Origin of the sequence: Flavobacterium sp. (genome assembly GCF_031409475.1) — a bacterium.
GTDB lineage: Bacteria > Bacteroidota > Bacteroidia > Flavobacteriales > Flavobacteriaceae > Flavobacterium.
This window is the reverse complement of the sequence record NZ_JANNXH010000029.1, coordinates 93,694-112,785: the sequence shown is the minus strand read 5'-3', so window position 1 is coordinate 112,785 and position 19,092 is coordinate 93,694. Positions and strand designations below refer to the sequence as shown.

Annotated in this window: 19 protein-coding genes; 6 read left to right on the top strand and 13 right to left on the bottom strand. The window is 33.1% G+C overall.

Annotated features, from left to right (window positions below):
- Positions 1 to 125: 125 nt before the first annotated feature.
- From asnB to recF, 6 genes are all read right to left on the bottom strand, one after another.
- A complete protein-coding gene (gene asnB, locus RMO53_RS06015) occupies positions 126 to 1,973 on the bottom strand; it encodes an asparagine synthase (glutamine-hydrolyzing) (protein ID WP_310378957.1) in 1,848 nt (615 codons plus the stop codon).
- A 2-nt stretch (positions 1,974 to 1,975) separates the two neighbouring features.
- Positions 1,976 to 3,043: a glycosyltransferase gene (locus RMO53_RS06010; RefSeq protein WP_310378955.1), complete on the bottom strand. Its 1,068-nt coding sequence runs from the start codon at positions 3,041 to 3,043 to the stop codon at positions 1,976 to 1,978.
- A 7-nt stretch (positions 3,044 to 3,050) separates the two neighbouring features.
- Complete coding sequence (locus tag RMO53_RS06005) at positions 3,051 to 3,725, bottom strand: DUF2461 domain-containing protein (RefSeq protein WP_310378953.1); 675 nt, start codon at positions 3,723 to 3,725, stop codon at positions 3,051 to 3,053.
- A 7-nt stretch (positions 3,726 to 3,732) separates the two neighbouring features.
- Entirely contained in the window at positions 3,733 to 4,425 is a 693-nt protein-coding gene (locus tag RMO53_RS06000; RefSeq protein WP_310378952.1) for a rhodanese-like domain-containing protein, read from the bottom strand.
- A gap of 66 nt (positions 4,426 to 4,491) precedes the next feature.
- The gene (locus RMO53_RS05995) at positions 4,492 to 5,532 is read right to left on the bottom strand and encodes a DUF3089 domain-containing protein (protein ID WP_310378950.1); all 1,041 of its coding nucleotides are present in this window, start codon (positions 5,530 to 5,532) and stop codon (positions 4,492 to 4,494) included.
- Between the two features lie 42 nt (positions 5,533 to 5,574).
- On the bottom strand, positions 5,575 to 6,654 hold the full coding sequence (gene recF, locus RMO53_RS05990) for a DNA replication/repair protein RecF (protein ID WP_310378948.1): 1,080 nt from the start codon (positions 6,652 to 6,654) through the stop codon (positions 5,575 to 5,577).
- Between the two features lie 143 nt (positions 6,655 to 6,797).
- Between recF and RMO53_RS05985 the strand changes: the two genes are divergently transcribed.
- From RMO53_RS05985 to RMO53_RS05960, 6 genes are all read left to right on the top strand, one after another.
- Positions 6,798 to 7,562, top strand: a complete 765-nt coding sequence (locus tag RMO53_RS05985) for a tetratricopeptide repeat protein (RefSeq protein WP_310378947.1) — start codon at positions 6,798 to 6,800, stop codon at positions 7,560 to 7,562.
- Positions 7,563 to 7,651: 89 nt separating this feature from the next.
- Positions 7,652 to 8,221 (top strand): 6,7-dimethyl-8-ribityllumazine synthase, encoded by a 570-nt coding sequence (gene ribH, locus RMO53_RS05980; RefSeq protein WP_310378945.1) that lies wholly within the window; start codon positions 7,652 to 7,654, stop codon positions 8,219 to 8,221.
- A gap of 173 nt (positions 8,222 to 8,394) precedes the next feature.
- The gene (gene mutL / locus RMO53_RS05975; RefSeq protein WP_310378943.1) at positions 8,395 to 10,239 is read left to right on the top strand and encodes a DNA mismatch repair endonuclease MutL; all 1,845 of its coding nucleotides are present in this window, start codon (positions 8,395 to 8,397) and stop codon (positions 10,237 to 10,239) included.
- Positions 10,236 to 11,003 carry a rhomboid family intramembrane serine protease gene (locus RMO53_RS05970; protein ID WP_310378941.1) on the top strand — a complete coding sequence of 256 codons (768 nt, stop codon included), beginning with the start codon at positions 10,236 to 10,238 and terminating at the stop codon, positions 11,001 to 11,003. The genes mutL and RMO53_RS05970 overlap by 4 nt, the downstream gene beginning before the upstream one ends.
- 56 nt (positions 11,004 to 11,059) lie before the next feature.
- The gene (locus tag RMO53_RS05965) at positions 11,060 to 11,926 is read left to right on the top strand and encodes a rhomboid family intramembrane serine protease (protein ID WP_310378939.1); all 867 of its coding nucleotides are present in this window, start codon (positions 11,060 to 11,062) and stop codon (positions 11,924 to 11,926) included.
- 57 nt (positions 11,927 to 11,983) lie between these two features.
- Positions 11,984 to 13,030, top strand: coding sequence for an endonuclease/exonuclease/phosphatase family protein (locus RMO53_RS05960; protein ID WP_310378937.1), 1,047 nt, complete (start codon positions 11,984 to 11,986; stop codon positions 13,028 to 13,030).
- A gap of 183 nt (positions 13,031 to 13,213) precedes the next feature.
- Here RMO53_RS05960 and RMO53_RS05955 read toward each other — a convergent pair whose 3' ends face one another.
- From RMO53_RS05955 to RMO53_RS05925, 7 genes are all read right to left on the bottom strand, one after another.
- A complete protein-coding gene (locus RMO53_RS05955) occupies positions 13,214 to 13,849 on the bottom strand; it encodes a WbqC family protein (protein WP_310378935.1) in 636 nt (211 codons plus the stop codon).
- Positions 13,850 to 13,955: 106 nt separating this feature from the next.
- Entirely contained in the window at positions 13,956 to 15,506 is a 1,551-nt protein-coding gene (gene lepB / locus RMO53_RS05950) for a signal peptidase I (protein ID WP_310378933.1), read from the bottom strand.
- 45 nt (positions 15,507 to 15,551) lie between these two features.
- A complete protein-coding gene (locus RMO53_RS05945; RefSeq protein WP_310378932.1) occupies positions 15,552 to 15,902 on the bottom strand; it encodes a four helix bundle protein in 351 nt (116 codons plus the stop codon).
- Between the two features lie 28 nt (positions 15,903 to 15,930).
- Entirely contained in the window at positions 15,931 to 16,632 is a 702-nt protein-coding gene (gene dapB, locus RMO53_RS05940; protein WP_310378930.1) for a 4-hydroxy-tetrahydrodipicolinate reductase, read from the bottom strand.
- 10 nt (positions 16,633 to 16,642) lie between these two features.
- Entirely contained in the window at positions 16,643 to 17,203 is a 561-nt protein-coding gene (locus tag RMO53_RS05935) for a DUF5683 domain-containing protein (protein ID WP_310378929.1), read from the bottom strand.
- Complete coding sequence (locus tag RMO53_RS05930) at positions 17,203 to 18,102, bottom strand: ParB/RepB/Spo0J family partition protein (protein WP_310378928.1); 900 nt, start codon at positions 18,100 to 18,102, stop codon at positions 17,203 to 17,205. Before RMO53_RS05930 ends, RMO53_RS05935 begins: the two co-directional genes overlap by 1 nt.
- A 4-nt stretch (positions 18,103 to 18,106) precedes the next feature.
- Positions 18,107 to 18,874, bottom strand: a complete 768-nt coding sequence (locus RMO53_RS05925) for an AAA family ATPase (RefSeq protein ID WP_310378926.1) — start codon at positions 18,872 to 18,874, stop codon at positions 18,107 to 18,109.
- Between the last annotated feature and the right edge of the window lie 218 nt (positions 18,875 to 19,092).

Sequence of the window (19,092 nt, the reverse complement as noted above, 5' to 3'; positions counted from 1 at the left end):
AACTTTATTTTTTTGCCACAGATTTCACGGATTTCCACAGATTTTTTCAATAAATTAAATTCATTATTTTTTAATCTGTGAAAATCCGTGAAATCTGTGGCGAAAATTATTCATACAGATAGTCATCAAAATTTATTTGCATAATTTTTTAACCAAATATGCATCATAAATAAAGGCATGATGTACGGAATCATTTTTGAATCTCCTTTTTGTAAATTCTGAATGAGTTTTGGTGCGTCAATATTTTCAAAATAAGACATTTGAAACAAATCACTTTTTGCAAAAGCGGCTAATTCGTCTTTAAAAACGGGACTTTTTACAATATAATCTCCCCACGGAACACTTAATCCTACTTTTTTAAAGTCCAGAATTTCTTGTGGTAGTCGTTCTTGCATGGCAGATTTTAGAATAAATTTCCACTTTTTACCTGTAAAAAGCCATTTGTCCTCCAGCGAACCCAATCCTACAATTAATCTTGGATCCAGAAATGGTTCCCGACATTCTATTGATGCGCCCATTGTGCATCGATCGTTTCTATCCAGAAGCGAACATAAATAAGTATGTTGGTCAAAATAAAGCGCTTGCCGTCTTAAATTATCGGGATATAATGATTTTGCTTCTTCATAAATTTGTTTTCGGTAGGCGTTTTTTGGAGGCGTATTGATTACATAAGTTGCTGCAATATCATTTGGATAAATATTGGAACCATTGTATATCACCAAATCTGATTTTTCTTGAATTTGTGCATAACGGGCTAATTTTTCGTATCGGGGTTTGTTTGTAAACAAATCCATGTGACCAATTGCTCCTATAGAATGTAGCAATGACGGATATTGCAAGGCTTTGTAGCGCACATAACCGCCCATTAATTCATCTGCGCCTTCGCCAGAAAGCAACACTTTTACTTCGGGTTTTGCCAGTTGCGAAAGCCCCAAAATATGTGGTTCGCTCAAATGTATAATGGGTTCATCTTGAAAATAAGTTGAATTTACCAGTTTTTCAAAAAGCAAATTACCCTCTAATTGCATGGTGTGAAAACCATAATTGAATTTTTCTGCCATCATTTTGGCAAGATGGGATTCATTATGCTCTTTTTCTTTGAAACCCATATTAAAAGTCTGAATCCCTTTGTAATTTTGATGATACAATGAGGCCAAAATGGAGGAAGAATCCAGTCCGCCACTTAACAAAACGCCTACAGGAACATCGCTCACCATTCGGAGTCTTACAGAATCGTCAAAAGTTTCTCGAAACCATTCGACTGGATTGTTGATTTTTTCTTGATTTTGAATTTCGGATTTTAAATCCCACCATTTCTCAGTAGTTATTTTTCCACTTTCAGCAATAGTCATGCTGTGACCAGGCAATACTTTTTTTATGTTTTCGTACAAGGTGTTTTCGCCAGCTACAAACCGATTGAAAATGTATTCTTCCAATCCGTCTTGTGCCATTTTTAATGGAACTCCAGCCGTAAAAAGTGCTTTTTGCTCGGAGGCAAAATAAAAACTTTCGTTATAAAACGAGTAATACAATGGTTTAACACCCATTCTGTCTCGAACAACGGTAAGTTTTTTTTCGGTTTTATCCCAAATAGCAAAAGCAAACATTCCGTTGAGTTTATTGAGCATTTTTAGACCATGCAATTGGTATAATTGCATCAAAACTTCGGTGTCGGATGTGGTTTTTATAACATATCCATTGCTTTTTAGCTCGGGATAAAAATCCTTAAAATTGTATATTTCGCCATTATAAACCAGTACATATCTTCCATCTTCGGATAAAAACGGTTGATGCCCAGCGGAGGAAACATCGAGTATAGATAACCTTCTGTGACCAAAACCAATATTGTTTTCGATAAATAAACCCTTGTCATCTGGACCGCGATGTTCCAGTGCATCGCGCATTTTTGTGAGCAAACGTTCGTCTACCTTTTTTTGGGATTGTAAATGTAAGATTCCATTAATTCCACACATGGCTAGTTTGTTTTAGATGTGTTAATTAATTCATGGTATTTTGCTGCGATAATTTTCATATTGGTTTTGTAATCGGCGTTCTTTTCGATAAATTTTCTATTTTCAAGGACTGCGTTATTTCGATATTTGCTATTTTCAAATGCCCAAATGAGTTCTTCGGCAAGCATTTTGTAATCATCAACGGCAATTAATTGTCCGTTTTCACGGTGTTTTATCCAACTTTTATTTCCTGAAATATGGGTTACAACAGGATAACAATTAGAAGCCATAGCTTCGAATAAGGATGCCGAAACGCCTTCGGTTATGGGCATGCTGATGTAAAAATTTGATTGTTGTAATAGTTTTGGTAATTGTGTATTTGAAATTCTTCCCTTGAAATTGACTTGATTTTCAATGTTTAATTCTTTTGATAATTCTTTCAAAAAGGCTAACCGTGTTCCATCTCCAACAATGGTAAGTGAGAAATCAATTCCTCTCTGGTTTAAAATTCCAAAAGCTTTCAGGATAATTTCGTGACGGTAATCAGGCATCAAAGACCGAGTCACAATGGCATTAATTCTTGAATTATCAACGGTATTTTTATTTTCAAATTTTGTCAAATCGATGCCTTTTGGTAAAACCAAAACCTTGCGCATATCCACGCCAACCGCTTTCATAGAAATGGTCATCACTGAACCCCAAGCGTGAATTAAAGTGGCTTTTTTGAAGGCATAATTCTGAATTATTTTTTTTAAGGGTAACAAAATTGATTTTTCGGGCCATAAATCGGTTCTGCCTTGTTGTGCAATGGCAATTGGTCTCACGCCAGATAATGCTGCCAAAAAACCATAACTTGTGGTTCGCTCGGCGATAACCATATCAGGTTGGTGTAGTTTGATTATTTTTTTTATTTGAAAAAGTGCGGTGCTAAATTCTAAAATTCTTAATAACCGAGACCAATAGTTATGATTTGGTGTTTTTAATTCCCAAGTAATAATTTCGAAATCGCCAAACTCCCGCAATCCATTCATCCAAGTGATGGCATCGGCACGATAGGTTTCTCCTAGAAAAAGTATTTTTCTTTTGGTCATTTTTCGGTTATTCTTCAGAAGTTAAAGCGCGATTGATAAAATCGTTCAGCGGTTTCAGGGCAATTAGTTTTTGACTCATTATGGAAACAAAATCTTGTTGCGTAACTGCTAAAATATCAAATTTTTGAGTAGCAGTAAAGCTTTTTAATTTCAAAAATTCAATTCCAGGATGTTCTTTTTCGTAACCTCTTGGCGGATTTTTTAAGGCGTTATTTTCGGTGATGTCTAAATTTTTGAACTCTTTTTTGAAATTTTTATCAGTAAGGATTTCTTCTAAATCTTCGTAGAAAAACGCAATTTCTTTGCGCACTTTTTTCAAATCATCGGCTTCGGGCGAATAAAATCCTCCTGCAATAAAGCTGGTTCCTTTTTCGATATGAATGTAATAACCCGATCGATTTTGCCCTTTTGTACCGCTAGAAAGCCATATTCCCATGTGGGCTTTGTAAGGTGATTTATCTTTTGAAAACCGAATGTCACGATTAATTCTAAAAGTACAATTTTTGACTTCTAACATTTCTAGCGATGAATCCAGTGGTTTCATTGCGTCAAGAAAATCTGTAATGAGTTTGTGATAGTCTTTTTTGAAGGCTTCATACCGTTTTTTATTGTCTAAAAACCAATCTCGATTGTTGTTGTTTTTTAAATCTTCTAGAAATTGTAGCGTGTCTTTTGAAAGCATTTGCGTGTTATTGTAATTGTTTTTTTAAATCTTTTTCACTAATAAAACCAAAATGTTTCCATTTTATTTCTTTGTTTTCGTATAATAAAATGGCGGGCATTTCACTAATTTTCAATTCGTTAATCAATGTTTTGTTTTTGTCTGCATCCAATCGGATAATGACTACTTCATTTGCTAAATCTTTTTGCATTTTTAAGAGATATGGTCCCATTATTTTGCAAGGTGCACACCATTGCGCATAAAAATTGATAAGTATTTTTTTATCAGTTTTTAATAATTCGTTGTATTCTGAAACACTCATTCCAATTAGATTATTACTTGGTTTGGATAATCCTGCGGCGTTCCATTTCATGATTCCGCCTTGTAGTTCATATATTGTTGTAAAGCCTAATTCTTCTAATTTTGCTGCTGCTTTTGCACTTCTTCCGCCTATTTTGCAATACACAAAAACAGGTTTTGATTTATCATAAGTGTTTGCTTTTGCATCAAAATCAGTTCCGTTCCAGTTTACATTTATGGCATTGTCAATATGTTCTGATTCAAATTCTTCGGGAGTTCTCACATCTAGAATTTGAGCTTTTGGAGTTTCATTTATTTTTTTGGCGAAAGCCGTTGGGTCAATAGTTTTTATGTTTTTTGATGTTTGCCCATTGCAGGATAAAACCAAAAAAATTATTAACGCCATTGCAATTTGTTTCATCTTCATTTGTTTAAATTTCAAAGCGTTAAAATAAATATTTTCTTTTTAAAAGTTCTAAAATAGCTGTTAATTAATCGTTTTTTTTGACTCGAGATAGGTTTTTGCTCGAAGAAGCGAATTAATTCGTATGTTTTCCCAAAATAAATTGATGTCACCCGCATGATAATTGCGCATCGCAAAAGTCAAATACCTGAAGGGAAAATGTGGAGTCGAAATCCAAATTACACCATTGTCAAGATGAGTATCAAAACTATTTTTGTACATTTTTCCATTAGAAAAAAGGAACCCTTTATGAAGTGCTCTTTTGGAAGTTTTTGTTGTATCCCAAGTTATTGGATTTATAACAGCTTTTCCTTTGTACCATTTATAATTTTTTTTGTCAAACTTTTTTTTGAAAGTGTTCCAAGTAACAAAACCTCCTATTTGGTCTGGTTTGTCCATAAATTTAATAGTGCCAAATTGATTTTTATTAAATCCTATTCCTGGAATATAGGCTGCAACCAATTGTTTTTGTAATGGTTTTCCATCAAAAAAATCGTTCAATATTTTCGAAAGATGTGTGCTTCCCTGACTGTGTCCAACCAGTACAATTCCTTTGCCCTGATTGTAATGTTTTAAGTAATATTCAAATGAAGCTTTAACGTCTGAATAAGCATTTAATAATGCATTTTCGCCACCATTTTCAAAATCTGCATAGGATCGGATGTGTGCTTGCCTGTAATACGGAACATATAAATTTCCGGTGTTTGCCCATGCCGATGCTTGAAAATGCACAGCTGTATTGAGAACTTTTTTTCGTTGTAAACTATCTTCGATTGAGACATTCCATCTTGTATCACTCTTTGAGGTTATTAATGTAGGATATACATAAAAAACATCAATAGAATCAAGTGGTTTTTGGGTAGCAAACTCTTTTAAATTATCAGGATAGTTTCCAGGTGAAACCGCCCAATTGTGATTTATTGAATAGTCAACAGTTGTATTAAAAAGAGCTACTTTTGGAATGTTATTGTTAGTAGAATTTGCAAAATTGACATTGGTTTTCTGCACTTTACACCCAAAAAATAAAAAACCAACGAAAAGTATTGATAGGATTTTATGATTCATTGCTAGGTTTTTAAAGGAGTAAAATTACAATTTTCTGAATGATTATAAATTAAAAATTTTATAACTCTGATGTGTTGTTTTCACAATATTTTCAGTGCGTTCAGGATGTGTATCTGATATAAATAACTGTCCAAAGGTGTCACTATTTACCATTTCAATAATTTTGGCCACACGGTTTTCGTCTAATTTATCAAAAATGTCATCAAATAATAAAATGGGTTTCATGCCACTTTTCCTTTTTAAAAATTCAAATTGTGCTAGTTTTAAAGCAATTAAAAATGATTTTTGTTGGCCTTGTGAGCCAAATTTCTTTATGGGGAAATTGTCAATTTCAAAGGATAAATCATCCTTATGAATTCCTACACTGGTGTAATGCAGCGCTCTATCTTTGTTGGTATTTTCTTCTAAAAGTGAAAGTAAATCCTTTTCGAATAAATGGCTTTCATAAACTAATTGCACGGTTTCTTCTAGACCGGTAATGGCTTGATGATGGGCGTTGAAAATAGGAATAAACTGTGCTATAAATGCTGCACGTTTTTCGAAAATATATTTCGCAAAAACATCGAGTTGTTCGTTATATATAGAAAGTGTGTCGGTTTCAAAAACATAATTCACTGCAAAATATTTCAGCAAAGCATTGCGTTGGCTCATTACTTTTTGATATTGTATGAGTTGTTTTAGATAATGAGCATCCAATTGAGAGATGACACTATCCATGAATTTTCTTCGAGTTTCGCTGCCTTCAACAATTAAATCTCTGTCAGCAGGTGAAATAATTACTAACGGAATAAATCCCACATGTTCCGAAAACTTATCATAAATTTTCCCGTTGCGTTTCAATATTTTTTTCTGCCCTTTTTTAAGACTACAAATAATTTGTTCGTTTCTTTGATTGATTTCAAACTCGCCATCAATGACAAAAAACTCTTCGCCATGCTTGATATTTTGAACCGCTAACGGGTTAAAATAGCTTTTTCCGTAGGACAAATGATAGATTGCATCAAGTACATTAGTCTTACCAATACCGTTTTTGCCTACAAAACAATTAATTTTGTTGTCAAAATCGAAATTTACCCCCGAAAAATTCTTGTAATTGAATAGTGAAATTTTTTTTAAATACATTTGTAAGGCATGCCAGTGTTGAGAACTTTGCTGTTTTTGATTTGGTTTTTTAAAGTGGGTGCAAATTATTGAAAAATATCGATAAAAGAGGTTTTAGATTTGAATAAATATTATATTTTTGCCACTCACTAAATTAAAATTAAATGGCTACTTATAATAAGAGAGGATATAAACCAACAAAAGAAAAAGAAGTTACAGAGGACATCGCTGTTCTTGAAAAAGACAGTACCACTGCGGGTGTTTTTTCGGCATTAGACGCAACAGCATCAAAAACGGAAGATTTTGTTGCCAAAAATCAAAAATTTATCATAGGAGCAATTAGTGCAATTGCACTTTTAATTGTAGGCTATTTAGTATATCAAAAATTTGTTGCTGCACCTAAACAAGAAGAAGCTGCTTCTGAAATGTTTCAAGCCCAACAGTATTTTCAACAAGCTACTGATGGAGTTGCTAGCGACTCATTGTATAAATTATCATTAAAAGGTGCCGAAGGAAAATTTGGTTTTGTTGATATTGCAGATAAATATTCAGGTACAGATGCAGGTAATTTAGCTAATTATTATGCTGGTATTGCCTATTTAAATACAGGAAAATATACTGAAGCTATTACTTATTTAAACAAGTTTAGTTCAAATGATATTGTTTTGAGTGCAATGGCAAAAGGAGCAATAGGCGATGCTTATTCTCAAAATAACCAACCAAAAGAAGCATTAGAAAATTATATAAAAGCTTTCGAAGCCAATAAAAATGATTTTACAACACCTCGTTTCTTGTTGAAAGCGGGAAAAACTGCTTTAGAACTAGGACAAAAAGAAGACGCTTTGAAATATTTTACAGATATAAAAGACAATTTCGATGCTTCGCCAGAAGCAGCTTCTATAGATGTATTGATAGGATTAGCTCAATAAAAAAGTTAGAAGTCAGAAGTTAAAGGTTAGAGGTAATGTAAATTCTTCCAACTTACAGCTTCCAGCTTCCAACTTCTAACCTCAATAAGATGGCAACTATAAATAAAAACTTATCTGAATACGATAAAAATTCAATCCCAAACGCGAAAAATTTTCGGTTTGGGATTGTTGTTTCAGAATGGAACGATACGATCACCGAAGGATTATTTAATGGTGCAATAACTGGACTAATTGAAAATGAAGTCCCAACGGAACATATCATTAGGTGGAATGTACCAGGAAGTTTTGAACTTATTTATGGAGCAAAAAAAATGTTGCAAACTCAAAATGTTGATGCAGTGATCGCAATAGGTTGTGTAATTCAAGGGCAAACCAAGCATTTTGATTTTGTATGCGAAGCCGTTTCACAAGGCATAAAAGATTTGAATGTACAAACCGATATTCCTGTTATTTTTTGTGTTTTAACCGATAATACCATGCAACAATCCATAGATAGAAGTGGTGGAATACATGGAAATAAAGGGACAGAAGCCGCTGTTGCAGCTATTAAAATGGCTTATTTAAGACAGCAAGCTTCGTTTAGTCACCAAATGAAAAACCAACAATTATTATCATCCGGACAAATTCAAATCGAAGGTTTGAAAATGTTAGAAGAATAAAACAAATTATATAAATCTAAAGCCTATACTATTCTATTAATGGTATAGGTTTTTTGTTTTTTATGATTAATTTAGTTATAAATACGATTATAAATTCATTAAATTTGCTCACATCACTTTTTAACTGAACACTAATCCCGAAGCTTCGGGACTGAACACTGAACACTATAAAAATGCCAAGTATCATTCAATTACTTCCTGATCACGTTGCCAATCAAATTGCTGCTGGAGAAGTCGTTCAGCGACCAGCATCTGTAGTGAAGGAATTACTCGAAAATGCAGTTGATGCTGGAGCAACTGATATAAAATTAATTATAAAAGATGCCGGAAAATCATTAGTTCAAGTCATAGACAATGGATCAGGAATGAGCGTTACCGATGCTCGTTTGTGTTTTGAACGTCATGCTACTTCAAAAATTCGTCAAGCCGAAGATTTATTTTCTTTGCATACCAAAGGTTTTCGTGGAGAAGCTCTTGCTTCCATAGCTGCAATTGCTCACGTAGAAATGAAAACCAGGCAAGATCAAGAAGAATTAGGAACGCATATTGTAATCGAAGGCAGTAAGTTTGTTTCTCAAGACGTAGCAGTCATACCAAAAGGGACTTCATTTTCAGTCAAAAATTTATTTTTTAATATTCCAGCAAGACGTAATTTTTTAAAGAGTGATACGGTCGAATACCGCCATATTATTGATGAGTTTCAACGAGTAGCATTGGCACACCCAAAAATTCATTTTACGTTTTATCACAATGGAAGCGAAATGTTTAATTTGCAACCTTCAACGTTCAAACAACGGATAGTCAATATTTTTTCAGGTAAAACCAATGAAAAATTAGTTCCTGTTTCTGAGGAAACAGAAATCTTAAACATTCAAGGATTTGTATGTAAGCCTGAATTTGCTAAAAAAAATCGGGGTGAACAGTTTTTCTTTGTCAATGATCGTTTTATTAAAAATGGTTATTTGCATCACGCCGTCATGGCTGCTTATGATGGTTTGCTTAAAGAGGGTGCGCAACCCAGTTATTTTTTATATTTAAATGTACCACCAAATACAATTGATATTAATATTCATCCTACAAAAACAGAAATTAAGTTTGACGATGAGAGTACGTTGTATGCTATTTTGAGATCCTCAATTAAGCACAGTTTGGGACAGTTCAATGTAGCTCCAATATTAGATTTTGAGCGCGATTCAAATTTGGACACACCGTATCATTATAAAAATTTAGTTGGCGCAACTCCCACAATACAAGTTGACGGAAGTTTTAATCCGTTTTCTGAGGAAGGTAAACCCAACAGGCATTTTTCAAATTATAATAAACCAGAAGCAACTGCGCACTGGGAAAGTTTATATGTTGGACTAAAACCCGATAATGACGATGTTGAAACAATTTCTTTCGAGAATATGGAAGTTACTTCTTCATTATTCAACAACGATGAAATTGAACAAGCCATTCATAAAACGCATCAAATCCATAAAAAATACATTGTAAATCCTATAAAGTCAGGAATGATAATTGTGGATCAGCAACGCGCACACCAACGCATTTTGTACGAACAATTTTTGACCAATATTACAGTTAATTTAGCGTCGAGTCAGCAATTGATATTTCCGTTGCATTTGTATTTTACTAATGGAGAAATGCAGTTGATAACCGAATTGAAACCTTCCTTATCCAATACAGGTTTTGTTTTTGAGGAAACCAATGAGGACAGTGTTGTCATATCAGGATTGCCCGTCAATGTGACAGAAAGTGAGGCTTCCGTGGTTTTGGAACAACTTTTGAGCGATTTGCAAGACGGAATTCCAGAAAGTAGTTTCAGTCAAAATGATACGATTGCGAAATCTATGGCAAAAAGTTTGGCAATAAAAACGGGCACTTATTTAACAGAGAAAGAGCAGGAAAACATAGTAAACGGACTTTTTGCTTGCAAAGATCCTAGTGTTTCTCCTTTTCAAAAACCTACTTTCATCACGATGCGTGTAGAAGATATAGACAAAAAATTTGCATTATGATGAACATGACACCAGTTGTAAAACAACTATTGATTATTAATATTCTTTTTTTTATTGGAACTATGGCATTAGGAGATTTCAATTCTACTAACCCAGCTTATAGATTTCTTGCTCTTTATTTTTTTGAAAACAGTAATTTTTACTCTTGGCAACCTTTATCACATATGTTTATGCATGGAAGTTTTATGCATATTGCTTTTAATATGTTTGCATTGTATTCTTTTGGTTCAACATTGGAACATTTTTGGGGAGGAAAAAAATTCTTGTTTTTCTATATTTCATGTGGACTTGGTGCATTTTTATTGCATTCTGGAGTAAATTATTATTTTTTTCAGGAAGGTGTTAACATACTTACAGCAAATGGATTTGTTAAATTTGATATTGTGCAATTATTAGACCAAGGGAAAATAGGCACAAGTTGGAAGGAATTAATGTCAGTATCCGATTTTGATAATTTCACAAGTGCATATTTTGGAACTGCTGTTGGAGCGTCTGGAGCTGTGTATGGATTATTGGTTGCTTTTGCTTTTATGTTTCCCAATGCGGAACTGGCTTTGATGTTTATTCCTGTTCCTATAAAAGCCAAATATTTTGTTCCGATTTGGTTGATTTTATATGATGGATTTTTTGGGATATTTGGAAATTCTTTTTTAGGAGTCAGCTCAGGAATTGCTCATTTTGCTCACGTTGGCGGAGCAATAACGGGTTTTTTAATGATGTGGTTTTGGAAGAAAAGCCAGTTTAATAAGAACCGTTGGAATTAAAAATTAGTGTTCAGTATTCAGTCCCGTAGCGTCGGGACTAAAATCAAAAATATAAAATGGCAAGTATTATTGACGACTTGAAATCACAGTATAAATTAGGTGGAATGGCTCAAAGGCTAATCTACTGGAATGTTGCTTGTTTTCTAGTCTCGTTAGTATTTTTTTATCAATTCAGTTTAGGGTCTTTTAATTTTCCAAATTGGATCGCTTTAGCCTCTGAACCAACTGTTTTTATGACAAAACCTTGGACTTTGCTGACGTATTCTTTTTTTCATGATGGGTTTGGACATGTCTTTTTTAATATGATAGTTTTAAATTTTTCGAGTACTTTTTTCCTTACTTTTTTTAATCAAAAACAGTTGCTAGGTTTGTATGTCTTAAGTGCAATTTTTGCGGGAATTGCATTTGTTACGGGATATTTTTTTATGGATTTAATCGCATCATTAGTTGGTGCATCGGCAGCTATAATGGCAATATTAGTAGCAACTACAACCTATAGACCTTTAATGAATGTGCGATTACTTCTTATTGGAAATGTAAAATTGTGGCATATAACTGCTGTAATTCTTCTTATTGACTTAATGCAAATTCGTATAGACAATACCGGTGGACATATTGCTCATTTAGCTGGAGCTTTTTTTGGTTTTATATTTATTAAATTATTAGAAAACGGAACCGATTTAAGTAAAATTGTTACTAGCGTAATCGATTTTTTTGTTAATTTGTTTTCGAAATCTAAAGCTACACCATTTAAAAAAGTGCACAAAAATTACAAAAGTGCACCTATAAAAAACACTTCTAAAACTATAAATAAGGACAAAACTCAGCAACAAATAGATGAAATTTTAGATAAAATAAGTAAATCGGGTTACGATTGTTTGACAAAAGAAGAAAAAGAATTTTTGTTTAAAGCAGGAAAATAATTTTGTTACAGGTTTAAAGTTGAGCAACTTGAAACTTGAAACTTGAAACTAATAAAAATGAAAAACCTCTCTTGGTTTAATAAAGGAATGTTTATTTTGAATATCGTACTCACTGTATTGACATTGATTGCATATCTTTTGCCTTTTCTTGCTCCAGAATTTTTCCCACTCTTGTCAGTACTTACTTTATTTATGCCTGTTTTTTTTATTTTAAACTTTTTTTTCTTAATCTACTGGGCGATTCAATTTAAAAAGCGCTTGATATTACCTGTTTTAGTCCTTTTAATGGGAATCACTTTCATCAATAAATTTTATAAATTTTCAGTTAATGATTTTTTAGATGATGAGAAAGATTTTACGGTAATGAGTTATAATGTGCGCTTATTTAATGTTTTTGAATGGATTGAAAGAGATAATGTTCCTGAAAACATTTTAGAATTTATCAATAACAATAACCCTGATTTATTGTGTATTCAGGAGTATTCAAATTCAGCTCACATCGATTTAAAAATATATCCGCATAAATATATTTTTATGGATGGAAATCAAATTAAAACGGGACAAGCAATATTTTCTAAATTTCCTATTATAAATCAAGGAAATATTACGTTCCCAAACTCAAGCAACAATGTAATTTTTGCTGATATCAAAAAAGGAAAGGACATTATTAGGGTTTACAATATGCATTTGCAATCTATAAAAATCTCGCCAGATGTTAATGAAATTAACGAAAACATTGATGTGATTAATCAAAATAAATCGCAATTGCTTTTCATTAGAATAAGTAAAGCTTTTAAACAACAGCAACAACAAGCAGAGATAATCAAAGAGCATAAAAAAGACTGTTATTATCCAATTATTCTTTGTGGTGACATGAACAACAGTGCGTTTTCGTATGTATATAGAAATGTCAAAGGAAATTTAAACGACAGTTTTGAAGAAGCTGGAGTTGGTTTTGGCGCAACGTATAAGTTTAGATATTATCCTGCAAGGATTGATTATATTTTTGCTGATCCTAAAATGTCAATCAAAAAATTCGAAAGTTTCTCGGATTTTGAAAACTCAGATCATTATCCAATTATGGCAAAATTGTCATTAGAATAAAACGTTTATGCCATTTTAGTATTAAATTTACTAACAAAAGCTAACCGGTTATTTGTCATTGCTTCGCCGGTTCGAGCTTTGCTCTCGGGTCTGACGCAGGAAGAATCTTATCTTGTTGCTTTCATTTGTTGAGATTCTTCCTGCGTCAGAATGACAAATACACACAATTTTATTCGGTTTTTTTTAAAAATTGAATGGTGTAAGTTTCTGATTTTTTAAATAATCCAAAGCAAATTTGCCTTCGTTAAAAATTAAATCTAGTACACTTAAATTATTCAAGAAACCATGTTTATCGTTGAATACTTGAGGGTAAGATTCAAATTGAGAAGCATCTTTTTTTCCGTTTGCCAAAAATCTGAAATCTAAAAAAACATCTTTATCTACTTCACGAAAATACTCGGTTGTTGTAGTATATTCAAACTTAAATCGCAAACATTTAGAAATAATTTCGAAATTCTCAAAATTTAAATCCATCAAATAAGTATGTTTTTTTTCAAAAATTGGACGAATATCATCTTCAAAATATTCAAAAAAAGGAGAACTTCTATAAGCAGCTTCCAATGATTTTAGATGTTGTTTTTGCCAATCAAAATCATTTTCTATTTGAACGTCTCTAGTTTTTTGATGCAGCTGATTCGAATGTTTTACAGGAATATTCAACAACTGAATCCCGTTTGGACTATAAATATAAGTCCGGTTGCGATTGGTTTGTTTCTGGAAATTATCCTCCATTTCGAACACAATTTTATCCGATTGAACCATTGCAACACAATGACTTATCGATGGAAAATAGGTGGGATGGATGATAATGTTGTTCATTTTCATTTGTTTAATAAGGTTTAATATGGTTTAACTTTGTTTAAAATGGTTTAAAAGTTTAATCCCTTTGCGGTTAAACAACATTAAACCTTAAACATTTAAACATTTAAACTTTTTTCTCTTTTCTTTTTTTCCAAAAATATTCACCAACAAAATAAGCTACTAAGGCGAGCAAGAATAATTTAAAATACGATTGAGGTTGACCGTCGCCACCAACAGTAGTAAACATGCGTTCCCAACGAATTTTTCCAAAACCTTTACCATTTGTATCCCAACTCATCCATATAAATACAGGCTTGCCTACAATGTGATTTTCTGGAACAAAACCCCAATAACGGCTGTCTTCGGAGTTGTGGCGGTTGTCTCCCATCATCCAAAAATAATTTTGTTTGAAGGTGTAAGTTGTTGCAATTTTGCCGTTAATTCTAATTTCGTTTCCTATAATTTTCAATTCATTTTTTTCGTAATCAGTTATTATAGCTCTGTAAAAAGGCAATGATTGTGTTGATAAGGATACTGTTTTCCCTGCTTGAGGAATATAAATTGGACCAAAGTTATCTTTATTCCATTTGTTGATGTGCGGAAAAATACCTGATTCTACATTTTTAGAAATTTCTCGAATTACTGCGGTGATTCCAGGAACATTTTTCAATCGGTCTGCACCAGCAGCTGTAAGTGCACTCATGAATAAAGTATCTCTCGCTTCACTTATAAAACCTGCACCATCTGTAATATTCATGTCTTTAAAAAGGTACTCAAAATCAATTGATGTTTTTCCGTCTAATGCTACTTTGTAAGAATATTGAGGCTTTGCTCTTTCGGGTAAAATCAATTCTACTCCGTTATTAAAAACGATTCCATCTTTTATTTGTAAACTATCTCCTGGAATACCCACGCAACGTTTTACATAATTTGATTTTTTATCTATCGGTTTATCAAATCGTCTGCCTGATTTGTCAAAAAATTGATAAACAGTATCCACTGGCCAGTTAAAAACTACAATATCATTGCGTTTTATTGATTCAAAAGCGGGTAATCTGAAATAAGGCAATTGGGGCCAAGTAGCATAGGATCTTCTTTTTGTCAATGGAATTGAGTCGTGAACCATTGGTAATCCCACAGTAGTCATTGGAGTTCTAGCACCATAATTCATTTTGCTCACAAACAAAAAATCGCCTACTAATAATGATTTCTCTAGCGATGAAGTTGGAATTGTAAACGGTTGTATGAAGTAAGTATGAACTAATGTAGCAACTATTATGGCAAAAAGTAACGAACTAACCGTATCTGCGGTTTTGCTTAACGGAGTTGAACTTCTATCAGTTCTATGTTTTAAATCAGGAGTGTAATTTACATAATAAATGTATAAACCAAAGGTGATTAATCCTAAAAAAGTATCTAAAGCAGTTCGTTTTCCAAAGCTTCTCAAGGTTTCTATCCAAATTACGGGAAACATAATTAAGTTGATAATTGGAATAAAAAGCAATAGCGTCCACCACGTTGGCCGACCAATAATTTTCATTAATACAATTGCGTTGTATACAGGAATTGCAGCTTCCCAAGATTTTCTGCCCGCTACTTGATACATTTTCCAAGTTCCAAGAAAATGAATTATTTGTACTAGTAAGAAAAAAACAAACCATTGATATAGTGTCATAATTTTTAGTTTAAGATTAAAGAAAATAGAATAAAGAAAATAGATTTAACTCAATCCATTTTGAAATGACATTGTCATTCTTTGGAATTCCTCAATTTTATTTTCTATTTTTTCAAATGTAATTTCGTTTATATATTTTCTATGTTTTGCTACCAGCAATTGTGTTGTTAATTCAAAAGAAGAACCTAAAGAATAATCAATAAAATTACTAAAAGATTTATCAGTTCTAGAAGAACCTTCAGCAATATTACTTGGCATGGAAACCGAACAACGACTAATTTGAGAACTTAAATCATATCTCTCCTGTTTTGGAAAATCAAGCAATACGTCCGAAATATCATTTGCGATTTCAATACCTAATTGCCAAATTTTCAAATTCTTATAATTATGTCTCATCAAATCTATACTCTTTATTCTATTTTCTTTACTCTAAATTCAATACATCTTTCATTGTAAAAACGCCTTGTTTTCCAACAATCCATTCGGCGGCAATTACAGCTCCAAGTGCAAAACCATCACGATTGTGTGCGGTATGTTTTATCTCAATTGTATCTACTGCAGAATTGTAAGTAACAGTGTGTGTTCCGGGAACATTCTCGGTTCTGATTGCTTCTATATGAATTTCCTTTTCAGATGGATTTTCTAATGTCCAGCTGGTGTATTCACTGTTTTCGATAACACTTTTTGCTAGTGAAATTGCAGTTCCACTTGGTGCATCTAATTTTTGAGTGTGATGAATTTCTTCCATATTCACTTTATAGGAATCAAATTTTGACATCATTTTTGCCAAATATTCATTGAGTTCAAAGAAAAGATTTACGCCTAAACTAAAATTAGAACTCGATATAAAAGCTCCTTTTTTCTCTAGGCAAAGTGCAACCATTTCGTTATAATGTTCTAACCAACCTGTTGTCCCTGAAATCACAGGAACATGGTTATGGAAACAACTCGAAATATTGGCTACTGCAACTGTTGGAATACTAAAATCGATAGCAACATCAGCTCCAGAAAGTCCTTCGTAAGTGTTGAACTCCTCTTTTTTCAAAACGATTTCATGACCTCTTTCCAGCGCAATTCTTTCGATTGTTTGCCCCATTTTTCCGTATCCTAAAAGTGCAATTTTCATTGTATTTATTCTAAAAGTTATAATTTAAAGTTAGTCCAACATTAGTCTTAAATGTTACATCATTTGGGTAAACGGTGGGTCTTACTGATAAATTTTCGTTTACATTAAACTGTATCAAAGCCGCATCAACATTAGCATCAACAATATTCAATACATAAAAAGCTAGGGCTACTAAAACTGATAAATCTCTGTTGCGTTGGTAAAATTTTTGTCCGGCAATTAATCTACTGTCATCTAAATAGGAAAATTTATCATCAGAATAACCTTCTAATCTGCGTTTGTAGGCATCACGATATTGATTGTACTTTTTGTTGCTGTCAGCATAAAAGTAAAGACTTGTTCCAATCGCACCATAAACCAATGGGATTTTCCAGTATTTCTTATTATAAGCTTGTCCTAAACCTGGTAAGATTGCCGAATAAAACGCCGCTTTTGCAGGTGTTAATGGATCAATATCAATTGATTTCAAAGTGTCTTTTACAACCAAAGCGGTTTCGGTTTTCGTTTGAGAAAAAACAGTAGTGTTTCCTAACGTAATAAAAAGAATGAATATGAAAACGATTTTGCGCACTATCCTTTTATTAGTTTTATAATTCGGTTGAAATCTTCTTCGGATTGAAATGGGATGGTGATTTTTCCTTTTCCGTTTCCAGCTACTTTTACATCGACTTTGGCGCCAAAATAGTTTGCGAAAGTTTTCTTTTCGGTTTCGTTTATGGCAAACGAGGCAGATTTTGATTTACTTGTGCTTTTTGGTTTCAGGCTTTCTTGATAATTTTTCACCAATGCTTCGGTATCACGAACCGAAAGATTCTGACTCACAATTTTTTGATAAATGGCAGTTTGAATGTCTTGGTCTTCAATATTGATTATGGCTCGACCGTGACCCATGCTGATAAATCCATCACGAATTCCGGTTTGAATAATAGGATCTAATTTTAAAAGACGTAAATAATTTGCAATTGTAGAACGTTTTTTGCCAACACGTTCGCTCATTTGCTCCTGTGTGAGTTGTATTTCGTCAATCAATCGTTGATACGAAAGAGCAATTTCTATTGGATCTAAATCATGACGTTGAATATTTTCAACAAGTGCCATAATCAAGGATTCATTATCGTTTGCAATCCTAATATAAGCAGGAATAGTTTGCAATCCTACAAGTGTTGCAGCGCGAAGTCTACGTTCTCCTGAAATTAATTGGTACTTATTAAATTCTAATTTTCGAACTGTAATGGGTTGTATCACACCTAATTCTTTGATAGAAGACGCTAATTCTCGCAAGGAATCTTCATTGAAATTGCTTCTAGGCTGAAACGGATTTATTTCGATAGCATTTATTTCGAGCTCAATAATATTTCCTACAACTTTGTCGGCATTTTTATCGCTTACTGATTTTATGTCGTTCTCTGGATCTTTTAATAATGCCGATAATCCTCTTCCTAGGACTTGCTTTTTTACCGCTTTTGCCATAATCCTATTTGCTGTTTTTCTTTATAACTTCGTGCGCCAATTGTAAATAATTATTCGCACCTTTACTTGTAGCGTCATAGTTTATGATGCTTTCGCCAAAACTTGGTGCTTCGCTTAATTTGACATTTCTTTGAATAATAGTTTCAAAAACCATATCGTTAAAATGTTTTTGAACCTCTTCAACCACTTGATTTGATAAACGTAATCTCGAGTCAAACATGGTCAATAATAGACCTTCGATGTCTAAATCGGGATTGTGAATTTTTTGAATACTTTTTATCGTATTCAATAATTTACCCAAACCTTCGAGTGCAAAATACTCACATTGAATAGGAATAATCACAGAATCTGCCGCTGTCAAAGCATTTAATGTCAATAAACCCAGTGATGGTGCGCAATCTATAATAATATAATCATAATCGTCTTTGACACTTTCTAGCGCTTTTTTGAGCATGTATTCCCGATCGGGTTTGTCAACCAGTTCGATTTCAATGGCAACAAGATCAATATGCGAAGGAATTAAATCCACATTTGGAGCAGAACAAGGAACTATGGCTTCTATTGGAGTATTGCTATGCTCAATAATTTGATACGTACCAATTTCTACCGTATTTACATCAACACCCAATCCAGAACTGGCATTTGCCTGTGGATCAGCATCTATAAGTAACACTTTTTTTTCTAAAACACCAAGAGATGCAGCGAGATTTACTGAAGTTGTAGTCTTTCCAACACCACCTTTTTGATTAGCAATCGCAATGATTTTGCCCATTTATTTTTATGAATTTTGAACGGTAAAAATACGATTATTTATGGTATCTGAAAATCTATTTTGTTAACATTTGTTACCCTTTGATTATGGGTAGAGTAGGAGGTAGTTTTTATAATTTTTAGGAGCTTTATCCCGCTATCCGTTGCAATCTTTTTTAAGGCTTCCAGTCCGCCGTGGCGGACTGGAAGCCTTAAAAAAGGATTTCCACTTTTATCGGG